This window comes from Janthinobacterium sp. (genome assembly GCF_031995485.1).
GTDB lineage: Bacteria > Pseudomonadota > Gammaproteobacteria > Burkholderiales > Burkholderiaceae_D > Janthinobacterium.
On record NZ_DAMAGB010000003.1, the window covers coordinates 179,368 to 196,842 of the forward strand.

Here is a 17,475-nt window from a genome sequence, read left to right on the forward strand (position 1 = left end):
GCCCCTACTCTACAGGATAGAGTTGCTAAACAGCCACACCAATGGCCGCGAGCATGGGCATGATCAACCGCGTGATCAATGGCGCGGCAGCGGCTACACTACCGCCTTTATTATTGCTACAAGTGAATTAATCATATGCCCGTCTTGCGAGAAACGCCATGAAAAGCATGCCCTGGCGTGACTTCTTTGCCCTGGTGGTCAGCATCGGCGTGGTCGGCCTGGGGCTGGGCGCCACCATGCCGCTGACCGCCCTCACACTGGACCGGCGCGGCGTCGGCACCGACGTGATCGGCATGATCACGGCCTTCAGCGCGCTGGGCATCCTGGCCGCTTCGCCCTTCGTGTCGCGGTGGGTGGGACGCTACGGCGCGCGCGCCACCATGCTGGGCGCCGTGTGGGCGGCATCGCTGGCCACCATCGCCATGCAGTGCAGCGACAGCCTGGTAGCATGGAGCGTGCTGCGCTTCGTGTTCGGCGGCGCCATGGGCGTGCTGTTTACCATCGGCGAGGCGTGGGTCAACCGCCTGGCGCCCGATCATGCACGCGGCAAGGTGGTGGCCATGTACACCACCAGCTTTACCTTTTTCCAGCTGATCGGCCCCGCGCTGGTGGCCGCTTTCAACGACAAAATTCAATGGAGCTTTGCCGCCTGCGGCCTGCTGTTTTTGCTGGCGCTGCCCGGGCTGATGCTGATCTCGAACAGCGGCCCGGAACATGATGCCGGCGAAGCGAACGAGCCGGGCTTGAAATGGAGCCTGATTTTGCCGCGCATGCCGATGATCGTGCTGGGCGCCGCCTTCTTTGCGCTGTTCGACACCTTGGCATTGAGCCTGCTGCCGCTGTACGCGATACGGCACGGCATGGGCACCGAGCTGGCGCTGCTGTCGGCCACCGTGGTGCTGGTCGGCGACACGGGTTTGCAGTTCGCGCTGGGCTGGATGGCGGACCGCTATGGCCGCGCAAGAGTCCACACCGGCTGCGGCGTGGCCGTCTGCCTGCTGCTGCCGCTGCTGCCGTTTGCCGTCGGCACGCCGTGGCTGTGGTGGAGCGTGCTGCTGTTGCTGGGAGCAGCGGCCGGCGGCATCTACATGCTGGCGCTGGTAGCCTGCGGCGAGCGTTTTACGGGCCTGCCGCTGACCAGCGCCAGCGCCATCGTCAACGCTACCTGGGGCGCGGCCAGCGGCGGCGGCCCGCTGCTGACGGGCGTGCTGATGCAGTCGGCGGGCGTCAATGCGCTGCCGGCCGTGATGTGGGTGTGCGCCGCCGTATTTGTCGGCAGCGCGGTGTGGGAAAAGAAAAAAGGAATCTGAAGCGCGCAGGTCGGGCAGGTTGGGCAGGTTGGGCAGGTCGGATTAAGCGCAAGGCGCCGTAATCCGACACCACCGCCGACGCCAACAATATCGTCGGATTACGCGCGGCTTCGCCGCGCTAATCCGACCTACGGTTCCAGCTGGCGTTGCAGCTGCTTTTCTACCGGATAATCGGGATACGCCTGGCGGAACGCGGCCCACTCCTGCTTCGCCGCCGGCGCCTGGCCGGCCTTGAGCAGGCCGTCGATTTTCACCAGCCAGACGGAGGCGTCGAGCTTTGGCGGCGCCGGCATCGGCGCAGGTGCCGTCATCGCAGGTGCCGTCATCGCGCGCCGCACCGAGGGTTCGGCACGCATGGCTTCGGCCTGCACCGGCGGCGCGGGCTGCGCCATGTCGGCCGCAGACGGCGCCACAGGAGGATCGCGCGGTTCGCCAACCACGGGGAACTGCGCCTGCTTGTGCCCGAAGAAATCGCCGCCAACCAGATTAAAGGTCAGCAGCACGGCGGCGGCCAGGCCCAACGGAATGCGCCAGCGCGCCAGATAATCAAGCGGCTTTTTGGCCGGCAAGGTGCGCACGGCGCCATCGGCGCTGTCGTTGGCGGCCATAGCATTTGCCACCGGGACCACGGCCACCGGCGTGGCCAGCGCCGTTTCGGCATCGGCCAGGATCGCCGCATCGAGTTCTGCGGTTGGCGAGGGCTGCGGCAGGCTGGCCAGCAGCGCAGTCAGTTCTTCGTCTTGATGTTCGATAGTCATGCTCGTCCTCCCGCGCCGCTGGCGTCAAACTGCGCGCGCAATTTCTGCATCGCGTAGCGCAGCCGGCTTTTCACCGTTTCCGGTTCGGCGCCCGTCACCACGGCGATCTCGTTGACGCTCATGGCGCTGAACTGCTGCAGCACCAGCGCTTCCTTCTGTTCCACCGGCAGCAGCGCAATGGCCGCATGCAGCAGTGCGTGGCGCTGCTTCTGCTCGAACGTCTGCTGCGGCGTGTGCGCCTCGTGCGGCACCTCGGCCAGCACCTCGATATCGAGCGGCAGCGGTTCCTTCTGGCGCAGCATGTCGATCAGGCGGTTGCGCGCAAGCTGGTACAGCCAGGTGCGAAACGCCGCCTGCGGCTGGTAGCTGGCGCGCGCCGCATGCAGGCTGGCCCAGGCGTCCTGCACGATCTCGTCAACCCAGGCGCGGCGCGGCGAACGCCACGCCACGAAACGGTACAGCCCCTGGCTGTGGCGCCGGTACAGTTCGCGAAACGACGGCAGGTCGCCGCCGCCGTAGCGCAGCATCAGCTCTTCATCGGTGGTGCTCTGTAGGGTATCTGGCATGCGAACCAGTGTAGCCGAAGCGGGCGGCGGCCACAATCGCCGCGCGTGCATCATCGTGCCTACCTCTGGGCCCGCACCGGCGGCGCATAGCTGATGCGGCGCGTCTCGCGGATTTTGCCATCGGCCACCGCCCCTTCCACCAGTTCATAGCCGAGCAGGGCAAATACCCGGCCCTGCAGGAACAGCGGACGCGCATTGCCGTACCAGTCCACGCACGAGGCGCGGCAGCCGTCGTCCGGCTGCGCCGTGTTCCTGGCCGCCAGCGCACCGAGTTCCGTCAGCGCCAGGCTGCTGTTGCGCAGGTACAGCACGGAGGCCGAGCTGCTGCGCGGATTGGCGCTTTCGTCGCCGCCCAGTATCGGCAGGCCGACCACGCCCTCGCTGGCCGTTTGCGGCTTGTAGAAGAACCCGTGGCTGCGCGTCTCGCCCTGGGCAGCATCGGCCCGCACATAGCTGCCGGCGACCGCTGCCTGTGAACCCAGGCGGATGCTGGTGAAGTGCAGGTCCTGGTCCTTGCTGCCGACTACCACCGCGTCATTGCCCAGCGCCTCGATGCGCTCCACGCCGTGCGGCAGCGCCAGCGCCTGCGCGTCGCCCCTGTCAGCCCAGCGCAGCGCCTGCAGTGGCTGCAAAGGCCAGTTCGGATCGACCTGGCGCTGGCCCGGATTGCCCGGATAGCCGTACAGCAGGTACGATCCCACATAGCGATTCTGCAGGCCGTAGTCGCCGCTGCCCGGCAAGCTGCGATAGCTGGCGGCCGGCGCGCTGTCGCGGCCATCGGAAAAACTGTTCAATGGCACGCGCAGCAGCGCCAGCGCACCACGGCCACGGTCGGATTCCCACATGGCGTCGCCCCGGCCCTCCTTGCGCAGCAGGACATTCAGGTGGCCGTCCGCGCTTTCCAGGAACGAGAACTGGTCGACCGGCGCGCCCGAGGTTTTCAGGGCGCTGGGCGCGCTGCCGTCGAACGGCATGCGGAACACCGCCGAACCGCCGCCACGGCGCGTGGTCCACACATACACGGATTGGCCCGACACATAGAACACGCGGCCGGCCGGGCCCATCACGGCGCTCGCTTCGCAGCGCATTTCGCGGCTGGCCAGGTCGCAGCTGGTGACGGTATGCAGGGTCAGGCCGGCGCCAGGCGCGATCTCTTCATCGGTGCGATAGATGCGCGTGGCCCGCGCGATGCGCTGGAAGTCCTGCGGCACCGCCTCGGGACGCCAGCGGCGCAGCGCGGGAAAGCCGCCGAACGGATCGCCGCGGCGCACATTCATCGACAGCGGCGAATAGAACACCAGTTTGGTGCCGACCAGGCGGCTCGCATAATTGCGCGCCGAATAATAGTCGTTCGAGCGCAGATGATAGGTGGAGCGGTAGGCCAGGCGGCCGGCGGCATCGATATCGAACAGGCCCACTTCCGTGCCGCCGCGGCTGTAGCTGTAGCCGATCACCACCACGGTGTCGCCCGAGATCAGCATCTCGTCGTACCAGCTGCCGGACGGATCGCTGCCCGGCGCAAACGCGTCGATCGACGCCACCGGCCGCAGTGCCTGCCGGTCCACGTTGACGGTAAACAGCTTGCCGCGCCTGAGCATTACCAGATGCTTGCCATGCACCTTGACGATGCCGCCTTCGTCGACGCCGGCCGTCTGGGTATTGGTGACCGATTCATCTGCCGCGATGGCAACCGAGCCGGCCACCTCGCTCGATTTCGACGACGACGCTTCGGCCACCGGCGCCGGCATGGGCGCCGATTTTGCCATGGGCTGAATCTCGGCGCGCCGCAGCCGCTGGATTTTTTCCTGCTGCGCGAGCAGCTTGTCCAGGTAGGCCGTCAGCGCCTGTTCGCTGGCAAACGGGGCCAGGGTCTTGCGCGGCGCCGTGTCGGTGGCGGGAGCGGCGGCATGCGCGGCGAACGACAATAGCAGGGGCAAGCTCAGGGATAACATCAGGCTGGTTTTCAGGACGGTGGGCATCGCATTCTCTCCGGTGGCGGCAAGGGTCATGCATCATGAAACGGCGCGGCAATCGAAACGGGGTTAAAGCGCGTGAAAACAATCATACGGTGAGCCAGCTCACACCGGCGCAATCGTGCGCGCAGCGAAAAAGGACTACCATCGAAGACCTTGCAACCACTTGCCGAAAGACTGCCATGCCGACCACCACGCCACCGACCACGCTGACATTGAACGATCCCGCACTGCTGCGCCAGCAATGCTATATCAACGGCCAGTGGCTGGACGCAGGCAGCGGCAAGACCACGGACGTGAGCAACCCGGCCACCGGCGAGATCATCGGCACGGTACCGACCATGGGCACACAGGAAACGGCGCACGCGATCAGCGCGGCCAACGACGCCTGGCCCGCCTGGCGCAAGAAAAGCGCCAAGGAACGCGCCGGCTATCTGCGCCGCTGGAATGACCTGATGCTGGAACACGCCGACGACCTGGCGCTGCTGATGACGGCCGAACAGGGCAAACCCCTGAGTGAATCGAAGGGCGAAGTGCAGTATGCGGCTTCGTTCATCGAATGGTTTGCCGAGGAAGGCAAGCGCGTCTCGGGCGATACCCTGCAGTCGCCGTGGCCGGACCGCCGCATCGTGGTGACCAAGGAGCCGATCGGCGTGTGCGCCGCCATCACGCCGTGGAATTTCCCGGCCGCGATGATCACCCGCAAGGTGGGCCCGGCGCTGGCGGCCGGCTGCCCGATCATCGTCAAACCTGCCGGCATGACGCCGTTTTCCGCGCTGGCGCTGGCCGTTCTGGCCGAGCGCGCCGGCATCCCGCCGGGCGTGTTCAACGTGATCACCGGCTCGTCGCAGGAGATCGGCGACGAACTGACGGCCAATCCGCTGGTGCGCAAACTCAGTTTCACCGGATCGACCGAAGTGGGCCGCAAGCTGATGGCGCAGTGTGCGCCGACCATTAAAAAACTGTCGCTGGAACTGGGCGGCAATGCGCCGTTCATCGTGTTCGACGATGCCGACCTCGATGCGGCCGTGGAAGGCGCGATCGCCTCGAAATACCGCAATGCGGGCCAGACCTGCGTGTGCGCCAACCGCCTGTATGTGCAGGATGGCGTGTATGACGCATTCGCGGAAAAACTGGTGGCGGCGGTGGAAAAGCTCAAGGTCGGCAATGGCGTTGACGACGGCGTGACGCAAGGTCCGCTGATCGAAGAAAAAGCCGTCAAAAAAGTCGAACAGCATGTGGCCGACGCGCTGGCCAAGGGCGGGCGCCTGCTGACGGGTGGCAAGCGCCACACACTGGGCCACAGCTTCTTCCAGCCGACCGTGATTGCCGATGTAACGGCCGACATGCTGGTGGCCAGGGAAGAAACCTTCGGTCCGCTGGCGCCGCTGTTCCGCTTCACCACCGACGAGGAAGCCGTGGCGCTCGCCAACGACACCGAATTCGGCCTGGCCGCGTATTTCTACTCGCGCGATATCGGCCGCATCTGGAAGGTATCGGAAGGGCTGGAATCGGGCATGGTGGGCGTCAACACGGGCCTGATCTCGACCGAGATGGCACCGTTTGGCGGCGTCAAGCAGTCAGGCCTGGGCCGCGAAGGATCGTCGTACGGCATCGACGATTATCTGGTCATCAAATATATCTGCATGGGCGGGATCTGACGATAACGTAGGTCGGGTTAGCGCTGCGCGCGTAACCCGCCCCCATCCCCCACAAACGTCACTCAAACCCGCGAACCTGGTCCCCATTAAAATTCGGCAACCGCCACGAAAAATGCAGCGCCAGGAAGCGGAACAGCAGGCCGGCGGCGATCGATACCAGTTGCGCCACCGAACTGTCCACCTTGAAGTGCAGCAGCGCCACATACAGCGCACCGGTAAACACCGCCACGGTGGCGTACACTTCGCGCTGCAGCACCAGCGGAATCTGGTTGCACAGAATATCGCGCAGCAGGCCGCCGAACACGCCCGTGATCATGCCGGCCAGCACCACGATGGCCGGATGCATGCCGGCCGACATGGCGATATCGCAGCCGATCACGCAGAACGCCACCAGTCCCAGTCCATCGACGATGAGGAATACCGAGCGCAGGTGGTGCAGATAGCGCGCCACAAACGCCGTCACGACGGCCGCGCCACCGGTAAACAGCAGGTATTCCGGGTGGGCGATCCAGCCTAGCGGATAGTGGCCCAGCAGCACGTCGCGGATGGTGCCGCCACCCAATGCGGTGACGGTGCCGATCATCACGATGCCGAACAGATCCATGCCACGGCGCATGCCCATGATGGCGCCGGACATGGCTTCAGCGCTGATTGCCACCAGGTAGATCGTATACAGCAGCATATTTTATTCTTCCAGATAAGGCTGGCGCGCAAGGAAACCGCGCGAAAACGCCATTGTGCATTGCAACACGCCGTTCCTTATCAAAAGTAAGTATTATTTGGGAATGATAAATTTTCCTAATGTAAGGCAGCCTTCATGGACCTGAACCCGAAGCATACGGATGCGTTTCGCGCCGTGGTCGAGACGGGCAGTTTCGAGCAGGCGGCGCTGCAGCTGCACCTGACCTCGCCCGCGATTTCCCAGCGCGTGCGCGCGCTCGAAAGCCAGCTCGGCAATGCCTTGATCGTGCGCAGCCGCCCTGCCCGCGCCACGCGCACGGGCCAGCGCCTGATGCAATACCTGAAGCGGGCCAAGCTGCTGGAAGCGGACCTGGAAGCGGAACTGGCGGTGCAGCAGGATGCGCCGCTGACCCTGGTGCTGGCGCTGAACGCCGACTCGATGGGCACCTGGTTTTTCCCGGCCTTGTCAAGCGTGCTGATCCGGGAACGCGTGCTGCTGGACCTGACCGTGGAGGACCAGGATCACACCTATACCTTGCTGGAAACGGGGATGGCGATCGGCTGCATCAGTACCGAGCCGAAACCGATGCGCGGCTGCACGGCCGAGCTGCTGGGCGTGATGCGCTACTGGCTGGTGGCCACGCCGGCCTTTCGCCAGCAGTGGTTTGCCCACGGCATGACACGCCAGGCGGCACGCACGGCGCCGGTGGTCGCCTACACGCGCAAGGACACCTTGCAATCGTCCTACCTGCAGGAAGCGCTGGGCCTGCCTGAAGGCGCCTACCCCTGCCACTACGTGCCGGGCGCCACCTCGCACTTCAATGCGATCCGCTATGGACTCGGTTATGGCATGGTGCCGGAACTGCTGCTGCAGGCCAACCCCGATGGCAAGCTGGTGGAGATGCTGACGCCGGACCAGCCCGCCGACGTGGCGCTGTACTGGCATACCTGGAAGGTACAGTCGCCGCGCATGGAGCAGCTGTCGCGCCAGATCGTGGCGGCGGCGCGCACGGTGCTGAAGTAAAAACGCAAGAGGAAAAGCGGCCCGCCGTGATGGCGAACAGCCAGGCAATGATCAGGCTTCTTCGTAGCTGGCCAGGCGGGCCGCCATGCGCGGCGCCAGTTCGTGGCCGGCCGTGATGGTGACGTTCAGGTCGTTCAAGACGCCGTCTTTCAGGCCATATACCCAGCCGTGCACGCTGACTTCCTGGCCGCGTTCCCAGGCATCCTGCACGATGGTGGTCTGGCAAACGTTGAGTACCTGTTCGGCCACGTTCAGCTCGCACAGGCGGTCGCTGCGCTGGCGGCTGGTCAGCACGTCGCCCAGGTAGCGCTCATGTTTCTGGCTCACGTCCTGCACGTGGCGCAGCCAGTTGTCGACCAGGCCGATACGGGTACCGGTCATGGCGGCATGCACGCCTTTGCAGCCATAATGGCCGACGATGATGACATGCTTGACCTTCAGCACGTCGACCGCGAACTGCAGCACGGACAGGCAGTTCAGGTCGGAATGCACGACCACATTGGCGATATTACGGTGCACGAACACGTCGCCTGGCGGCATGCCCAGCAGTTCGTTGGCCGGCACCCGGCTGTCGGAGCAGCCGATCCACAGATACTCGGGCGAGGTCTGCGCTTCCAAGTTCTTGAAGTAGTCGGGATTCTTTTCCACCATCGAATCGGCCCAGCGCTTGTTGCGCTGTAGCAGTTCTGACAGGGCCGGGCCGGTTGTCACTTCGGTCATGATGTCATTTCCTTAAAAAAAAGCCGGGATGTTTGGGGCATCCCGGCGATGATTACTGGTGCTTATTCAAAAAAATCCTTGACCTTGTCTTTCCAGGTCTTGCTTTGCGGGCTGTGCTTGGCACCACCTTCGGTGGTCGACTTCTCAAAGTCGCGCAGCAGGTCTTTTTGCTTTTCCGTCAGCTTGACGGGTGTTTCGATCGCCACGTGGCAGAACAGGTCGCCGGCATAACCGGAACGCACGCCCTTGATGCCCTTGCCTTTCAGGCGGAAGGTCTTGCCCGACTGGGTGCCTTCAGGAATCGTAAACGATACCTTGCCGTTCAGGGTCGGCACCTCGATGTCGCCACCCAGTGCAGCCTTGGTAAACGAAATCGGCATTTCGCAATGCAGGTCGTCGCCTTCGCGCTGGAACACGGCGTGCGGCTTGATGTGGATTTCCACATACAGGTCGCCCGACGGGCCGCCATTCGTCCCCGGTTCGCCGTTGCCGGACGAGCGGATGCGCATGCCGTTGTCGATACCGACCGGAATTTTCACTTCCAGCGTCTTGTTGCGCTTGATGCGTCCCGCGCCGGCACAGGTGGTGCACGGCTCGGGGATGACCTTGCCGCTGCCATGGCATTTCGGGCAGGTCTGCTGGATGCTGAAGAAACCTTGCTGCATGCGTACCTGGCCATGACCGGCGCAGGTGCCGCAGGTCACCGGCTGGGTGCCTGGCTTGGCGCCGCTGCCGTGGCAGGTTTCGCACTTGTCCCAGCTCGGCACGCGGATGGTCGTGTCGAAGCCGTGCGCAGCTTGCTCCAGTGTAATTTCCAGGTTGTAGCGCAAATCGGCGCCACGGTACACTTGCGGCCCCGCATTGCGGCTGCGTCCACCGCCACCGCCAAAGATGTCGCCGAAGATATCGCCGAAGCTGTCGGCGAAACCGCCGGCGCCGCCCCCAAAGCCGCCACCGCCACCCATGTTCGGATCCACGCCGGCGTGACCATAGCGGTCATACGCTTCGCGCTTTTCCGGATTGGTCAGCATTTCGTAGGCTTCTTTGACTTCCTTAAACTTTTCTTCCGATTCCTTACTGTCCGGATTGCGGTCCGGATGGTATTTCATCGCCAGTTTACGGTAAGACTTTTTGATCTCTTCTTCCGAAGCATTTTTTGCGACACCGAGTGTCTCGTAAAAATCACGCTTTGCCATGTTGTCGGCACCTTGCAGTCTATCTACTGATGTAAAAATTACACGAAAAAGCCGAGTCGAGTGCCGCGCTGGGCGGCGACTCGGCTCGGCCGGTCTTCGCGGCTAATCCCGCGATGTAGCGTTCAGCCCGGCTGCCCCCAACTGTCGGGAGCGCAAGACATTACTTGCTGTCTTTGACTTCCTTGAAGTCAGCGTCAACAACGTCGTCCTGCTTGGCGCCTGCATCCGATGCGCCGCCAGGGGCTTGCTGTGCACCTTCCGCACCGCCGGCAGCTTGCTGCGCTTGCATGTCGGCGTACATTTTTTCGCCCAGTTTCTGCGATGCGGTCGACAGTGCTTCCACCTTGGCGTCGATCTCGGCTTTGTCGCCGGCCTTGATGCTCGCTTCCAGGTCGGTGATCGCCGCTTCGATCTTCTCTTTCTCGCCGGCATCCAGCTTGTCGCCGTATTCGGTCAAGGATTTCCGGGTCGAGTGTACCAGAGCATCAGCCTGGTTGCGCGACTCGGCCAATTCTTTCACCTTCTTGTCTTCTTCCGCGTTCAACTCGGCGTCTTTGACCATCTTCTGGATTTCAGCCTCGGTCAAGCCGGAGTTGGCCTTGATCGTGATCTTGTTTTCCTTGCCGGTGGCCTTGTCTTTCGCGCCGACGTGCAAGATGCCGTTGGCGTCGATGTCGAAGGTCACTTCGATCTGTGGCGTGCCACGCGATGCTGGCGGGATGCCTTCCAGATTGAATTCGCCCAGGCCTTTGTTGCCGGCCGCGATTTCACGCTCACCCTGGTAGACCTTGATGGTCACGGCAGGCTGGTTGTCATCGGCGGTCGAGAACACTTGCGAGAACTTGGTCGGAATCGTCGTGTTTTTGTGAATCATCTTGGTCATCACGCCGCCCAGGGTTTCGATACCCAGGGACAATGGCGTCACGTCCAGCAGCAACAAGTCCTTGCGCTCGCCCGACAGGACCGAGCCCTGGATCGCGGCGCCCACTGCCACGGCTTCGTCCGGGTTCACGTCCTTGCGTGGATCCTTGCCGAAGAATTCCTTCACTTTTTCCTGCACCTTCGGCATACGGGTCATGCCGCCGACCAGGATGATGTCGTCGATGTCCGACACCTTCACGCCGGCATCCTTGATGGCCATGCGGCAAGGCTCGATGGTGGCGCTGATCAGCTCTTCCACCAGCGACTCCAGCTTGGCGCGGGTCATCTTCAGGTTCAGGTGGACCGGAGCGCCATTGGCCATGGCGATGTACGGCTCGTTGATTTCCGTCTGCTGCGACGACGACAGTTCAATCTTCGCGCGCTCGGCCGAAGCCTTGATGCGCTGCAAAGCGATCGGATCTTTTTTCAGATCGATGCCGTTGATCTTCTTGAACTCGTCGATGATGTAATCGATGACGCGCTGGTCGAAGTCTTCGCCGCCGAGGAAGGTGTCGCCGTTGGTGGCCAGCACTTCAAATTGTTTTTCGCCATCGACGTCAGCGATTTCGATGATCGACACGTCGAACGTACCGCCGCCCAAGTCGTACACGGCGATCTTGCGGTCGCCCTTTTCGTTCTTGTCCAGGCCGAACGCCAGCGCTGCCGCGGTTGGTTCGTTGATGATGCGCTTGACGTCCAGGCCAGCGATACGGCCGGCATCCTTGGTTGCCTGGCGCTGCGAATCGTTGAAGTAAGCGGGAACCGTGATGACGGCTTCAGTCACTTCTTCGCCGAGGTAGTCCTCAGCGGTTTTTTTCATTTTGCGCAGCACTTCAGCCGAAATTTGCTGTGGTGCCAGTTTTTTGTCGCGCACGCCGATCCACGCATCGCCGTTGTCGGCTTTGGTAATCTGGTAAGGCATCAGACCGATGTCTTTTTGGACTTCTTTTTCGTCGAACTTGCGACCGATCAGACGCTTGACTGCGAACAGCGTGTTTTTCGGATTGGTCACGGCCTGGCGTTTGGCCGGCGCGCCGACGAGGATCTCGCCATCTTCCTGGTAAGCGATAATCGACGGCGTCGTGCGTGCGCCTTCGGCGTTTTCGATTACCTTTGGTTGACCATTTTCCATGATGGAAACGCAGGAATTCGTGGTTCCCAGATCGATACCGATAATTCTACCCATGATTTATTTCCTTTTATTCGCTAGATTTCAGATGGTTCTTATATGTGGCAAAGCGGCACGGTTTCAAGGCTTGCTTGATGCCGCACTCTGATTATTTTGCTTGCGCGGTGGTCACGATGGCCGGACGCAGCAGGCGGTCGGCAATCATATAACCTTTTTGCAACACTGACACAACCGTATTGGCTTCCTGGTCAGCTGGCACGACAGCAACAGCCTGATGCTTCATCGGGTCGAGCTTGTCGCCTTGCGCCGGCAACACTTCCACCAGGCGGTTGCGCTCGAACGCCGAGCTCAGCTGTTTCAGGGTCATTTCGACGCCTTCCTTCAGCGATTCGATCGTCGGCGCATCGACCGTCAGTGCCATTTCCAGGCTGTCCTTGACGGGCACCAGGGCTTCGGCAAAGCTTTCAACTGCAAATTTATGTGCTTTAGCAACATCTTCCTGGGCGCGGCGGCGGATATTTTCACCGTCGGCCTTGGCGCGCATGAAGGCATCGTGCATCTCTGCAAGACGCGCTTCGGTACTGGCCAGCTGCTCTTCCAAAGTAGGCTCTGCGGGAGTCGATGGTGCAGCCGCCGCAGCGTCCGCTTGCTGATTAGGTACAGCTTGGTTTTCCTGATCTTGCATCTGAAAAGCTCCTACAATCAATGACTTAATATTAGTTAGGCTACATCGCTCTACAACACTGAGCGGCAGATGGGGCTATATCCCTCTCTTTCAAGGGGTATTAACAACATCACCAGAAATTACGTCTTTCCATGTTACAGCGGATTACGGATCGCTTCCTGCTTTCTGCAAGCGACCTGTGCATGATCCGCGAAGCCCGGCATTCTAACAGTCCGGCACCGGCCACCACCAATCAACTGTTGCCATTTCGCAAATCCAGCCAGGCTACACAAGACAAAGCCGCGCAAGCGCGGCCTTCGATCTCAACTATTAATGCTGACAGGTTCAGTTGGTGGCGCCCAGCGCCAGCGCCGCCGCGCGCGCCTGCTCGCCAGCGCGCTGGTTCGCTGCGCGTTGTTCCGGCGTGGTGTGCGTTGGCCAGCCGGTCATATGTTCTTCGGCAATCTCGGCCATGCCGGCGATCCAGCCCGGCGACTCGTTCAGGCATGGGATATAGTGAAACAGCTGGCCGCCGGCAGTCAGGAAATCGTGCTTCGCTTCCATCGCGATTTCTTCCAGCGTTTCCAGGCAGTCGCTGGTAAAGCCCGGGCACAGCAGATCAACGCGCTTGATGCCCTGTTGCGCCAGCGCGATCAATGTCGGCGCGGTATACGGCTGCAACCACTCGGCCTTGCCGAAGCGCGACTGGAAGGTGACCATATATTGATCTTTACTCAGATTTAACTGTTCGGCCAGCAGCCGCGCCGTTTTCAGGCACTGGCAGTGATACGGGTCGCCCAGCAGCAAGGTGCGCTTGGGCACGCCGTGAAAACTCATCACCAGTTTTTCGGGACGGCCATTCGCTTCCCAATGGGCCAGCACCGAGTCGCGCAGGGCGGCAATATACGTGGCGTGCTCGTGGTACTGCTTGATAAAGCGCAGTTCCGGCACATTGCGCACCGTGGCGTAATGGCTGAACACGGCGTCATAGATCGAGCCGGTGGTGGTGCCCGAGTACTGCGGATAGGCCGGCAAAATGGCGATGCGCTCGCAGCCTTCGCTTTTCAGCTGGGCCAGCACTTCCGGCAGCGACGGCGAGCCATAGCGCATGGCCATCGCCACCGTCACGCCATCATGGCCGCGTTCGGCCAGTGCGGCGCCCAGCAAGCTGGCCTGCTGCTGCGTATGGATTTTTAAAGGGGACCCCTGTTTGGTCCAGATCGACGCGTATTTCTTGGCCGACTGGCCGGAGCGGAACGGCAGAATGATCAGGTTCAGGATAAACCACCAGACCAGGCGCGGGATTTCCACCACGCGCGGGTCGGACAGGAATTGCTTCAGGTAGCGCCGCACGGCCGGCGCGGTGGGTGCATCGGGCGTACCGAGGTTGACCAGCACCACAGCGCTGCGTGCGACGGTGCCATGCTTATAGGTTGGTTCGGGCTGGAATGGCATGGGTTCGTTGGGAGTGTTGGACGGGTAGCCAGTTATTATAGTGGCATTGGGTGCATGCTCCGCGCTAACGCGGCCGGAGTCCGGGGTCAGACCCTCAATGCCGCCAACTCAAAGGCTTGCGCCAGCGGGCGCGGGGGTCTGGCCCCGGCTTCGATTACGTCGCGAGAAGTTCTCGGGCATGCTTGCGCGTGGTGGCCGTGATTTCCAGTCCGCCCAGCATGCGCGCCACTTCTTCGACCCGGGCCTTGGCGTCGAGCATGTCGATGCGCGAAGCGGTCTTGCCGTTGTCCAGGGTGCCTTTGGCCACCTGGAAATGCTGGTTGGCCTGGCTGGCCACTTGCGGCAAGTGGGTCACGCACAGCACTTGGCGGCCCTGCCCCAGGCGTTTGAGCAGGCGCCCCACCACTTCGGCCACGGCGCCGCCGATGCCGCTGTCGACCTCGTCGAAGATCAATGTCGGGGTGGTGGTGGCGTGCGAGGTAATCACGGAAATGGCCAGCGCGATACGCGCCAGTTCGCCGCCGGACGCCACCTTGGCCAGCGGCTTGGGCGCTGTGCCCGCGTGGCCGGCGACCAGGAACTCCACCTGCTCCAGGCCATGCGCGGCCGGCTCGCAAGGATTCAATGCGATTTCAAAGCTGCCGCCCGTCATGCTCAGTTCCTGCATGGCGCGCGTGACGGCCTGCCCCAGTTCCAGCGCGGCTGTCTTGCGCGTGCTCGATAACCTCCCTGCGACGGCGCGGTATTCGGCTTCGATCTTTTCTTCCTGGCGGCGCAAGCCCTCGATATCGCTGGCGTCGGCCAGGTGCTGCAGTTTTTCCGACAGCTTGGCGTGCTCTTCCGGCAGTTCCTCGGGCGTGACGCGGAACTTGCGCGCCGTGCTGTGCATCGCTTCCATGCGCGCATCGAGCTGGTGCAGACGGTCCGGATCGAGCTCGACCCGGTCCAGGTAATTGTTCAGCGCATACACGGATTCCTGCAACTGGATGCGCGACGATTCGATCAGGTCGACGATAGGCTGCAGTTCCGCGTCGACCGACACCAGCTTGCCCAGCTTCTGGTTCAGCGTGGCCAACTGCGAAATGACGGGATGTTCTTCTGCTTCGGAAATAATGGACAGCGCTTCTTGCGCCCCTTCCAGCAGGCTGGCCGCATGCGACAGGCGGCTGTGCTCGTTGGTAATTTCGGTCCACTCGCCGGGCTTGGCGGCCAGCTTTTCCAGTTCACCCACCTGCCATTCGAGCCGTTCGCGCTCGTACAGCACATTGGCGGCATTGGTTTCGAATTCCTCGCGCTGGCGCACCAGCGCGCGCCAGCGCTTGTGCAAGGCCGCCACCTGGCGCGCATCCTGTTCCGCGCCCGCTTCGCGCGCCGTCGCCTGGCCGTCGAGCAGAGCGCGCTGGGCTTCGCTTTTCAGCAGCGACTGGTGCGCATGCTGGCCGTGGATATCGACCAGCATGTCGCCCAGTTCGCGCAGTTGCGCGGCGGTGGCGGCGATGCCGTTGATATAGGCTTTCGAGCGGCCCGCGTTGTCGATCACGCGGCGCATCAGCGCGCCGCCGTCTTCGTTGGCAAATTCATTGGCCACCAGCCAGGCCTGCGCCACCTCGCTGACGGAAAAGTCGGCCGTGATATCGGCCTTGGCCGCGCCTTCGCGCACCACGCTGGCGTCGCCGCGCCCGCCCAGCGCCAGCGTCAGCGCATCGATCAGGATCGACTTGCCGGCGCCCGTTTCGCCCGTGAGCACACTGAAACCGGCGGAAAATTCCAGTTCAATCGAATCGACAATGACAAAATCGCGGATGGACAGGGTATGGAGCATGGTGTCAGTGGTTGGGCGGCAGGCGTACAGCGCACCGCGGGGTTGGCGTCAATAACGTGCTTAAACGAGCTTGCCCTCGCCGGACGGGTACTCGTTCCAGTGCAGTTTTTCACGCAGGGTGTTGTAATAGCTCCAGCCTTCCGGATGGAGGAAAGTAATCGTGTGCGGCGAACGGCGGATCAGGATACGGTCTTGCTGCAGCAGGCTGGCAAAGGTCTGCATGTCGAAGTTCACGCTGATATCGCGCCCGCGCACGATTTCCACCACGATCTGGCTCGAATCGGGCAGGACGATGGGCCGGTTCGACAGCGCATGCGGCGCGATCGGCACCAGCACAATGCCGCCCAGGGTCGGATGCAGCAGCGGGCCGCCGGCCGACAGCGCATACGCGGTCGATCCGGTTGGCGTGGAGATAATCAGCCCGTCCGAGCGCTGGTTGTACATGAAGTGGCCATCGACCTCGACCCGCAGCTCGGCCATGCCGGCACCGGCGCCGCGCGACACCACCACGTCGTTGACGGCCATGCCGACATGAATCGACTTGCCATCGCGCAGCACGCTGCCTTCGAGCAAGGTGCGGCGTTCGGCTTCGAAATTGCCACCTAAAATATCGGCCAGCACCGGCAGCATGCGCTCCAGCGGAATATCGGTCATGAAGCCCAGCCGGCCCTGGTTGATGCCGATCAGGGGTACGTCGAAGGGCGCCAGCTGGCGCGCAATGCCGAGCATGGTGCCGTCGCCGCCCATGACGATGGCGCAATCGGCGGCTGCGCCGATCTCGGCCGGCGTCATCGATGTGACGCCCTGCATGCCAAGGTGGGCCGCCGTTTCCGCCTCGAACACCACGGTATGCCCCTTGCCTTGCAGGAAATCAATGATGCTGCGCACCGGCTCGGCAATGCCATCGGTATTCTGGCGCACGACCAGGGCGATGGTCTTGGCGCCGGTATTGAAACTGGCGCCTGCTGGCAACAAGGCTGGCGAGGTGGCTGGCAAATCAGCGGCGTGGTGTTCGACGGGCATAAAAATCTCGGCAAAATAATCGGTGGCAAGTCGCCCCGGCTGTCGCGATCACTGCACTCATACAACAATGATACTGTATATATGCACAGTATAGTGCGGTCGCGCTCCAGCGGCAAGGGGCGTTCGGTAAGTCGTGCATGCAGTGTAATCGGGATAAAGCAGCCGGAGGAAAAGAAAACATGCGCCGCTGCGTGCGCCAGCGCGCGCTGGGCAAGGAAACGCGCTTGCGTGGCGCCGGCAGTACAGGGAAACTGACATCATTGTCTATTCATCCATCCCGGGAGGTCATATGGTTACCGAACACAGCGAGCGCAAGATCAATACCGACGAGAAGGTAAAAAATGATGGTGTGGACCGCATGCCGCATGAGCGCGACGAGTCGCCGGACGCGCAGAATGTCAAGCCGCGCGACATCATGAAACAGGCCGCCAGCGACCTGGAGCAGGGCCTGGTCGATACCGACCTGCGCAACCAGCCCGGCGTGGAGAAGGTCAATCCGACCGCGCCCGGCCAGGCCAGGCCTGATCCCGACCTGACGTCCAAGAAAACCCGCCAAACCTGATACCCGGAGC

15 protein-coding genes are annotated in these 17,475 nt (G+C 62.6%); 4 read left to right on the forward strand and 11 right to left on the reverse strand.

The genetic code is table 11. From position 1 onward, the window contains the following. The first annotated feature begins 158 nt into the window (after positions 1-158). Positions 159-1,310: an MFS transporter gene (locus RTQ46_RS03835; RefSeq protein WP_312434709.1), complete on the forward strand. Its 1,152-nt coding sequence runs from the start codon at positions 159-161 to the stop codon at positions 1,308-1,310. Positions 1,311-1,438: 128 nt separating this feature from the next. On the opposite strand, the gene RTQ46_RS03840 is transcribed toward RTQ46_RS03835, so the two are convergent. Genes RTQ46_RS03840 through RTQ46_RS03850 form a run of 3 tightly spaced genes read right to left on the reverse strand, consistent with a single transcriptional unit; the run spans position 1,439 to position 4,613 of the window. After that, a complete protein-coding gene (locus tag RTQ46_RS03840; protein WP_312434711.1) occupies positions 1,439-2,068 on the reverse strand; it encodes a hypothetical protein in 630 nt (209 codons plus the stop codon). Next, the gene (locus RTQ46_RS03845) at positions 2,065-2,634 is read right to left on the reverse strand and encodes a sigma-70 family RNA polymerase sigma factor (RefSeq protein WP_312434712.1); all 570 of its coding nucleotides are present in this window, start codon (positions 2,632-2,634) and stop codon (positions 2,065-2,067) included. The genes RTQ46_RS03840 and RTQ46_RS03845 overlap by 4 nt, the downstream gene beginning before the upstream one ends. A 59-nt stretch (positions 2,635-2,693) precedes the next feature. Continuing rightward, positions 2,694-4,613 carry a beta-propeller domain-containing protein gene (locus tag RTQ46_RS03850; RefSeq protein ID WP_312434713.1) on the reverse strand — a complete coding sequence of 640 codons (1,920 nt, stop codon included), beginning with the start codon at positions 4,611-4,613 and terminating at the stop codon, positions 2,694-2,696. Between the two features lie 176 nt (positions 4,614-4,789). Here RTQ46_RS03850 and gabD point away from each other — a divergent pair, with 176 nt between their 5' ends. Continuing rightward, positions 4,790-6,268, forward strand: coding sequence for an NADP-dependent succinate-semialdehyde dehydrogenase (gene gabD, locus RTQ46_RS03855; RefSeq protein ID WP_312434715.1), 1,479 nt, complete (start codon positions 4,790-4,792; stop codon positions 6,266-6,268). Between the two features lie 58 nt (positions 6,269-6,326). On the opposite strand, the gene RTQ46_RS03860 is transcribed toward gabD, so the two are convergent. After that, a complete protein-coding gene (locus tag RTQ46_RS03860) occupies positions 6,327-6,944 on the reverse strand; it encodes a trimeric intracellular cation channel family protein (protein WP_312434781.1) in 618 nt (205 codons plus the stop codon). A 141-nt stretch (positions 6,945-7,085) separates the two neighbouring features. Between RTQ46_RS03860 and RTQ46_RS03865 the strand changes: the two genes are divergently transcribed. Continuing rightward, entirely contained in the window at positions 7,086-7,973 is an 888-nt protein-coding gene (locus RTQ46_RS03865) for an HTH-type transcriptional regulator ArgP (protein ID WP_312434716.1), read from the forward strand. Positions 7,974-8,024: 51 nt separating this feature from the next. Here RTQ46_RS03865 and can read toward each other — a convergent pair whose 3' ends face one another. The 7 genes from can to RTQ46_RS03900 all read right to left on the reverse strand — a co-directional run bounded on the left by can (position 8,025) and on the right by RTQ46_RS03900 (position 16,903). Continuing rightward, positions 8,025-8,693 (reverse strand): carbonate dehydratase, encoded by a 669-nt coding sequence (gene can / locus RTQ46_RS03870; RefSeq protein ID WP_312434717.1) that lies wholly within the window; start codon positions 8,691-8,693, stop codon positions 8,025-8,027. A 62-nt stretch (positions 8,694-8,755) separates the two neighbouring features. Beyond that, positions 8,756-9,889, reverse strand: a complete 1,134-nt coding sequence (dnaJ, locus tag RTQ46_RS03875; RefSeq protein ID WP_312434718.1) for a molecular chaperone DnaJ — start codon at positions 9,887-9,889, stop codon at positions 8,756-8,758. A 160-nt stretch (positions 9,890-10,049) separates the two neighbouring features. Then, a complete protein-coding gene (gene dnaK, locus RTQ46_RS03880) occupies positions 10,050-11,996 on the reverse strand; it encodes a molecular chaperone DnaK (protein WP_312434720.1) in 1,947 nt (648 codons plus the stop codon). 91 nt (positions 11,997-12,087) lie between these two features. Next, positions 12,088-12,624 carry a nucleotide exchange factor GrpE gene (gene grpE, locus RTQ46_RS03885; protein WP_312434721.1) on the reverse strand — a complete coding sequence of 179 codons (537 nt, stop codon included), beginning with the start codon at positions 12,622-12,624 and terminating at the stop codon, positions 12,088-12,090. A 324-nt stretch (positions 12,625-12,948) separates the two neighbouring features. Continuing rightward, positions 12,949-14,058, reverse strand: coding sequence for a ferrochelatase (gene hemH / locus RTQ46_RS03890; protein ID WP_312434723.1), 1,110 nt, complete (start codon positions 14,056-14,058; stop codon positions 12,949-12,951). A 154-nt stretch (positions 14,059-14,212) separates the two neighbouring features. After that, a complete protein-coding gene (gene recN / locus RTQ46_RS03895; RefSeq protein ID WP_312434724.1) occupies positions 14,213-15,880 on the reverse strand; it encodes a DNA repair protein RecN in 1,668 nt (555 codons plus the stop codon). Positions 15,881-15,940: 60 nt separating this feature from the next. Beyond that, positions 15,941-16,903 (reverse strand): NAD kinase, encoded by a 963-nt coding sequence (locus RTQ46_RS03900; RefSeq protein ID WP_312434725.1) that lies wholly within the window; start codon positions 16,901-16,903, stop codon positions 15,941-15,943. A 289-nt stretch (positions 16,904-17,192) separates the two neighbouring features. On the opposite strand from RTQ46_RS03900, the gene RTQ46_RS03905 reads away from it, so the two are divergent. After that, positions 17,193-17,465, forward strand: a complete 273-nt coding sequence (locus RTQ46_RS03905; RefSeq protein WP_312434726.1) for a hypothetical protein — start codon at positions 17,193-17,195, stop codon at positions 17,463-17,465. Positions 17,466-17,475 lie beyond the last annotated feature (10 nt).

Bases quoted from the DNA above. Each gene is read 5' to 3' on its own strand.
- RTQ46_RS03835 (WP_312434709.1), top strand. From the start codon at position 159: ATGAAAAGCATGCCCTGGCGTGACTTCTTTGCCCTGGTGGTCAGCATC.
- RTQ46_RS03840 (WP_312434711.1), bottom strand. From the start codon at position 2,068: ATGACTATCGAACATCAAGACGAAGAACTGACTGCGCTGCTGGCCAGC.
- RTQ46_RS03845 (WP_312434712.1), bottom strand. From the start codon at position 2,634: ATGCCAGATACCCTACAGAGCACCACCGATGAAGAGCTGATGCTGCGC.
- RTQ46_RS03850 (WP_312434713.1), bottom strand. From the start codon at position 4,613: ATGCCCACCGTCCTGAAAACCAGCCTGATGTTATCCCTGAGCTTGCCC.
- gabD (WP_312434715.1), top strand. From the start codon at position 4,790: ATGCCGACCACCACGCCACCGACCACGCTGACATTGAACGATCCCGCA.
- RTQ46_RS03865 (WP_312434716.1), top strand. From the start codon at position 7,086: ATGGACCTGAACCCGAAGCATACGGATGCGTTTCGCGCCGTGGTCGAG.
- can (WP_312434717.1), bottom strand. From the start codon at position 8,693: ATGACCGAAGTGACAACCGGCCCGGCCCTGTCAGAACTGCTACAGCGC.
- dnaJ (WP_312434718.1), bottom strand. From the start codon at position 9,889: ATGGCAAAGCGTGATTTTTACGAGACACTCGGTGTCGCAAAAAATGCT.
- dnaK (WP_312434720.1), bottom strand. From the start codon at position 11,996: ATGGGTAGAATTATCGGTATCGATCTGGGAACCACGAATTCCTGCGTT.
- grpE (WP_312434721.1), bottom strand. From the start codon at position 12,624: ATGCAAGATCAGGAAAACCAAGCTGTACCTAATCAGCAAGCGGACGCT.
- hemH (WP_312434723.1), bottom strand. From the start codon at position 14,058: ATGCCATTCCAGCCCGAACCAACCTATAAGCATGGCACCGTCGCACGC.
- recN (WP_312434724.1), bottom strand. From the start codon at position 15,880: ATGCTCCATACCCTGTCCATCCGCGATTTTGTCATTGTCGATTCGATT.
- RTQ46_RS03900 (WP_312434725.1), bottom strand. From the start codon at position 16,903: ATGCCCGTCGAACACCACGCCGCTGATTTGCCAGCCACCTCGCCAGCC.
- RTQ46_RS03905 (WP_312434726.1), top strand. From the start codon at position 17,193: ATGGTTACCGAACACAGCGAGCGCAAGATCAATACCGACGAGAAGGTA.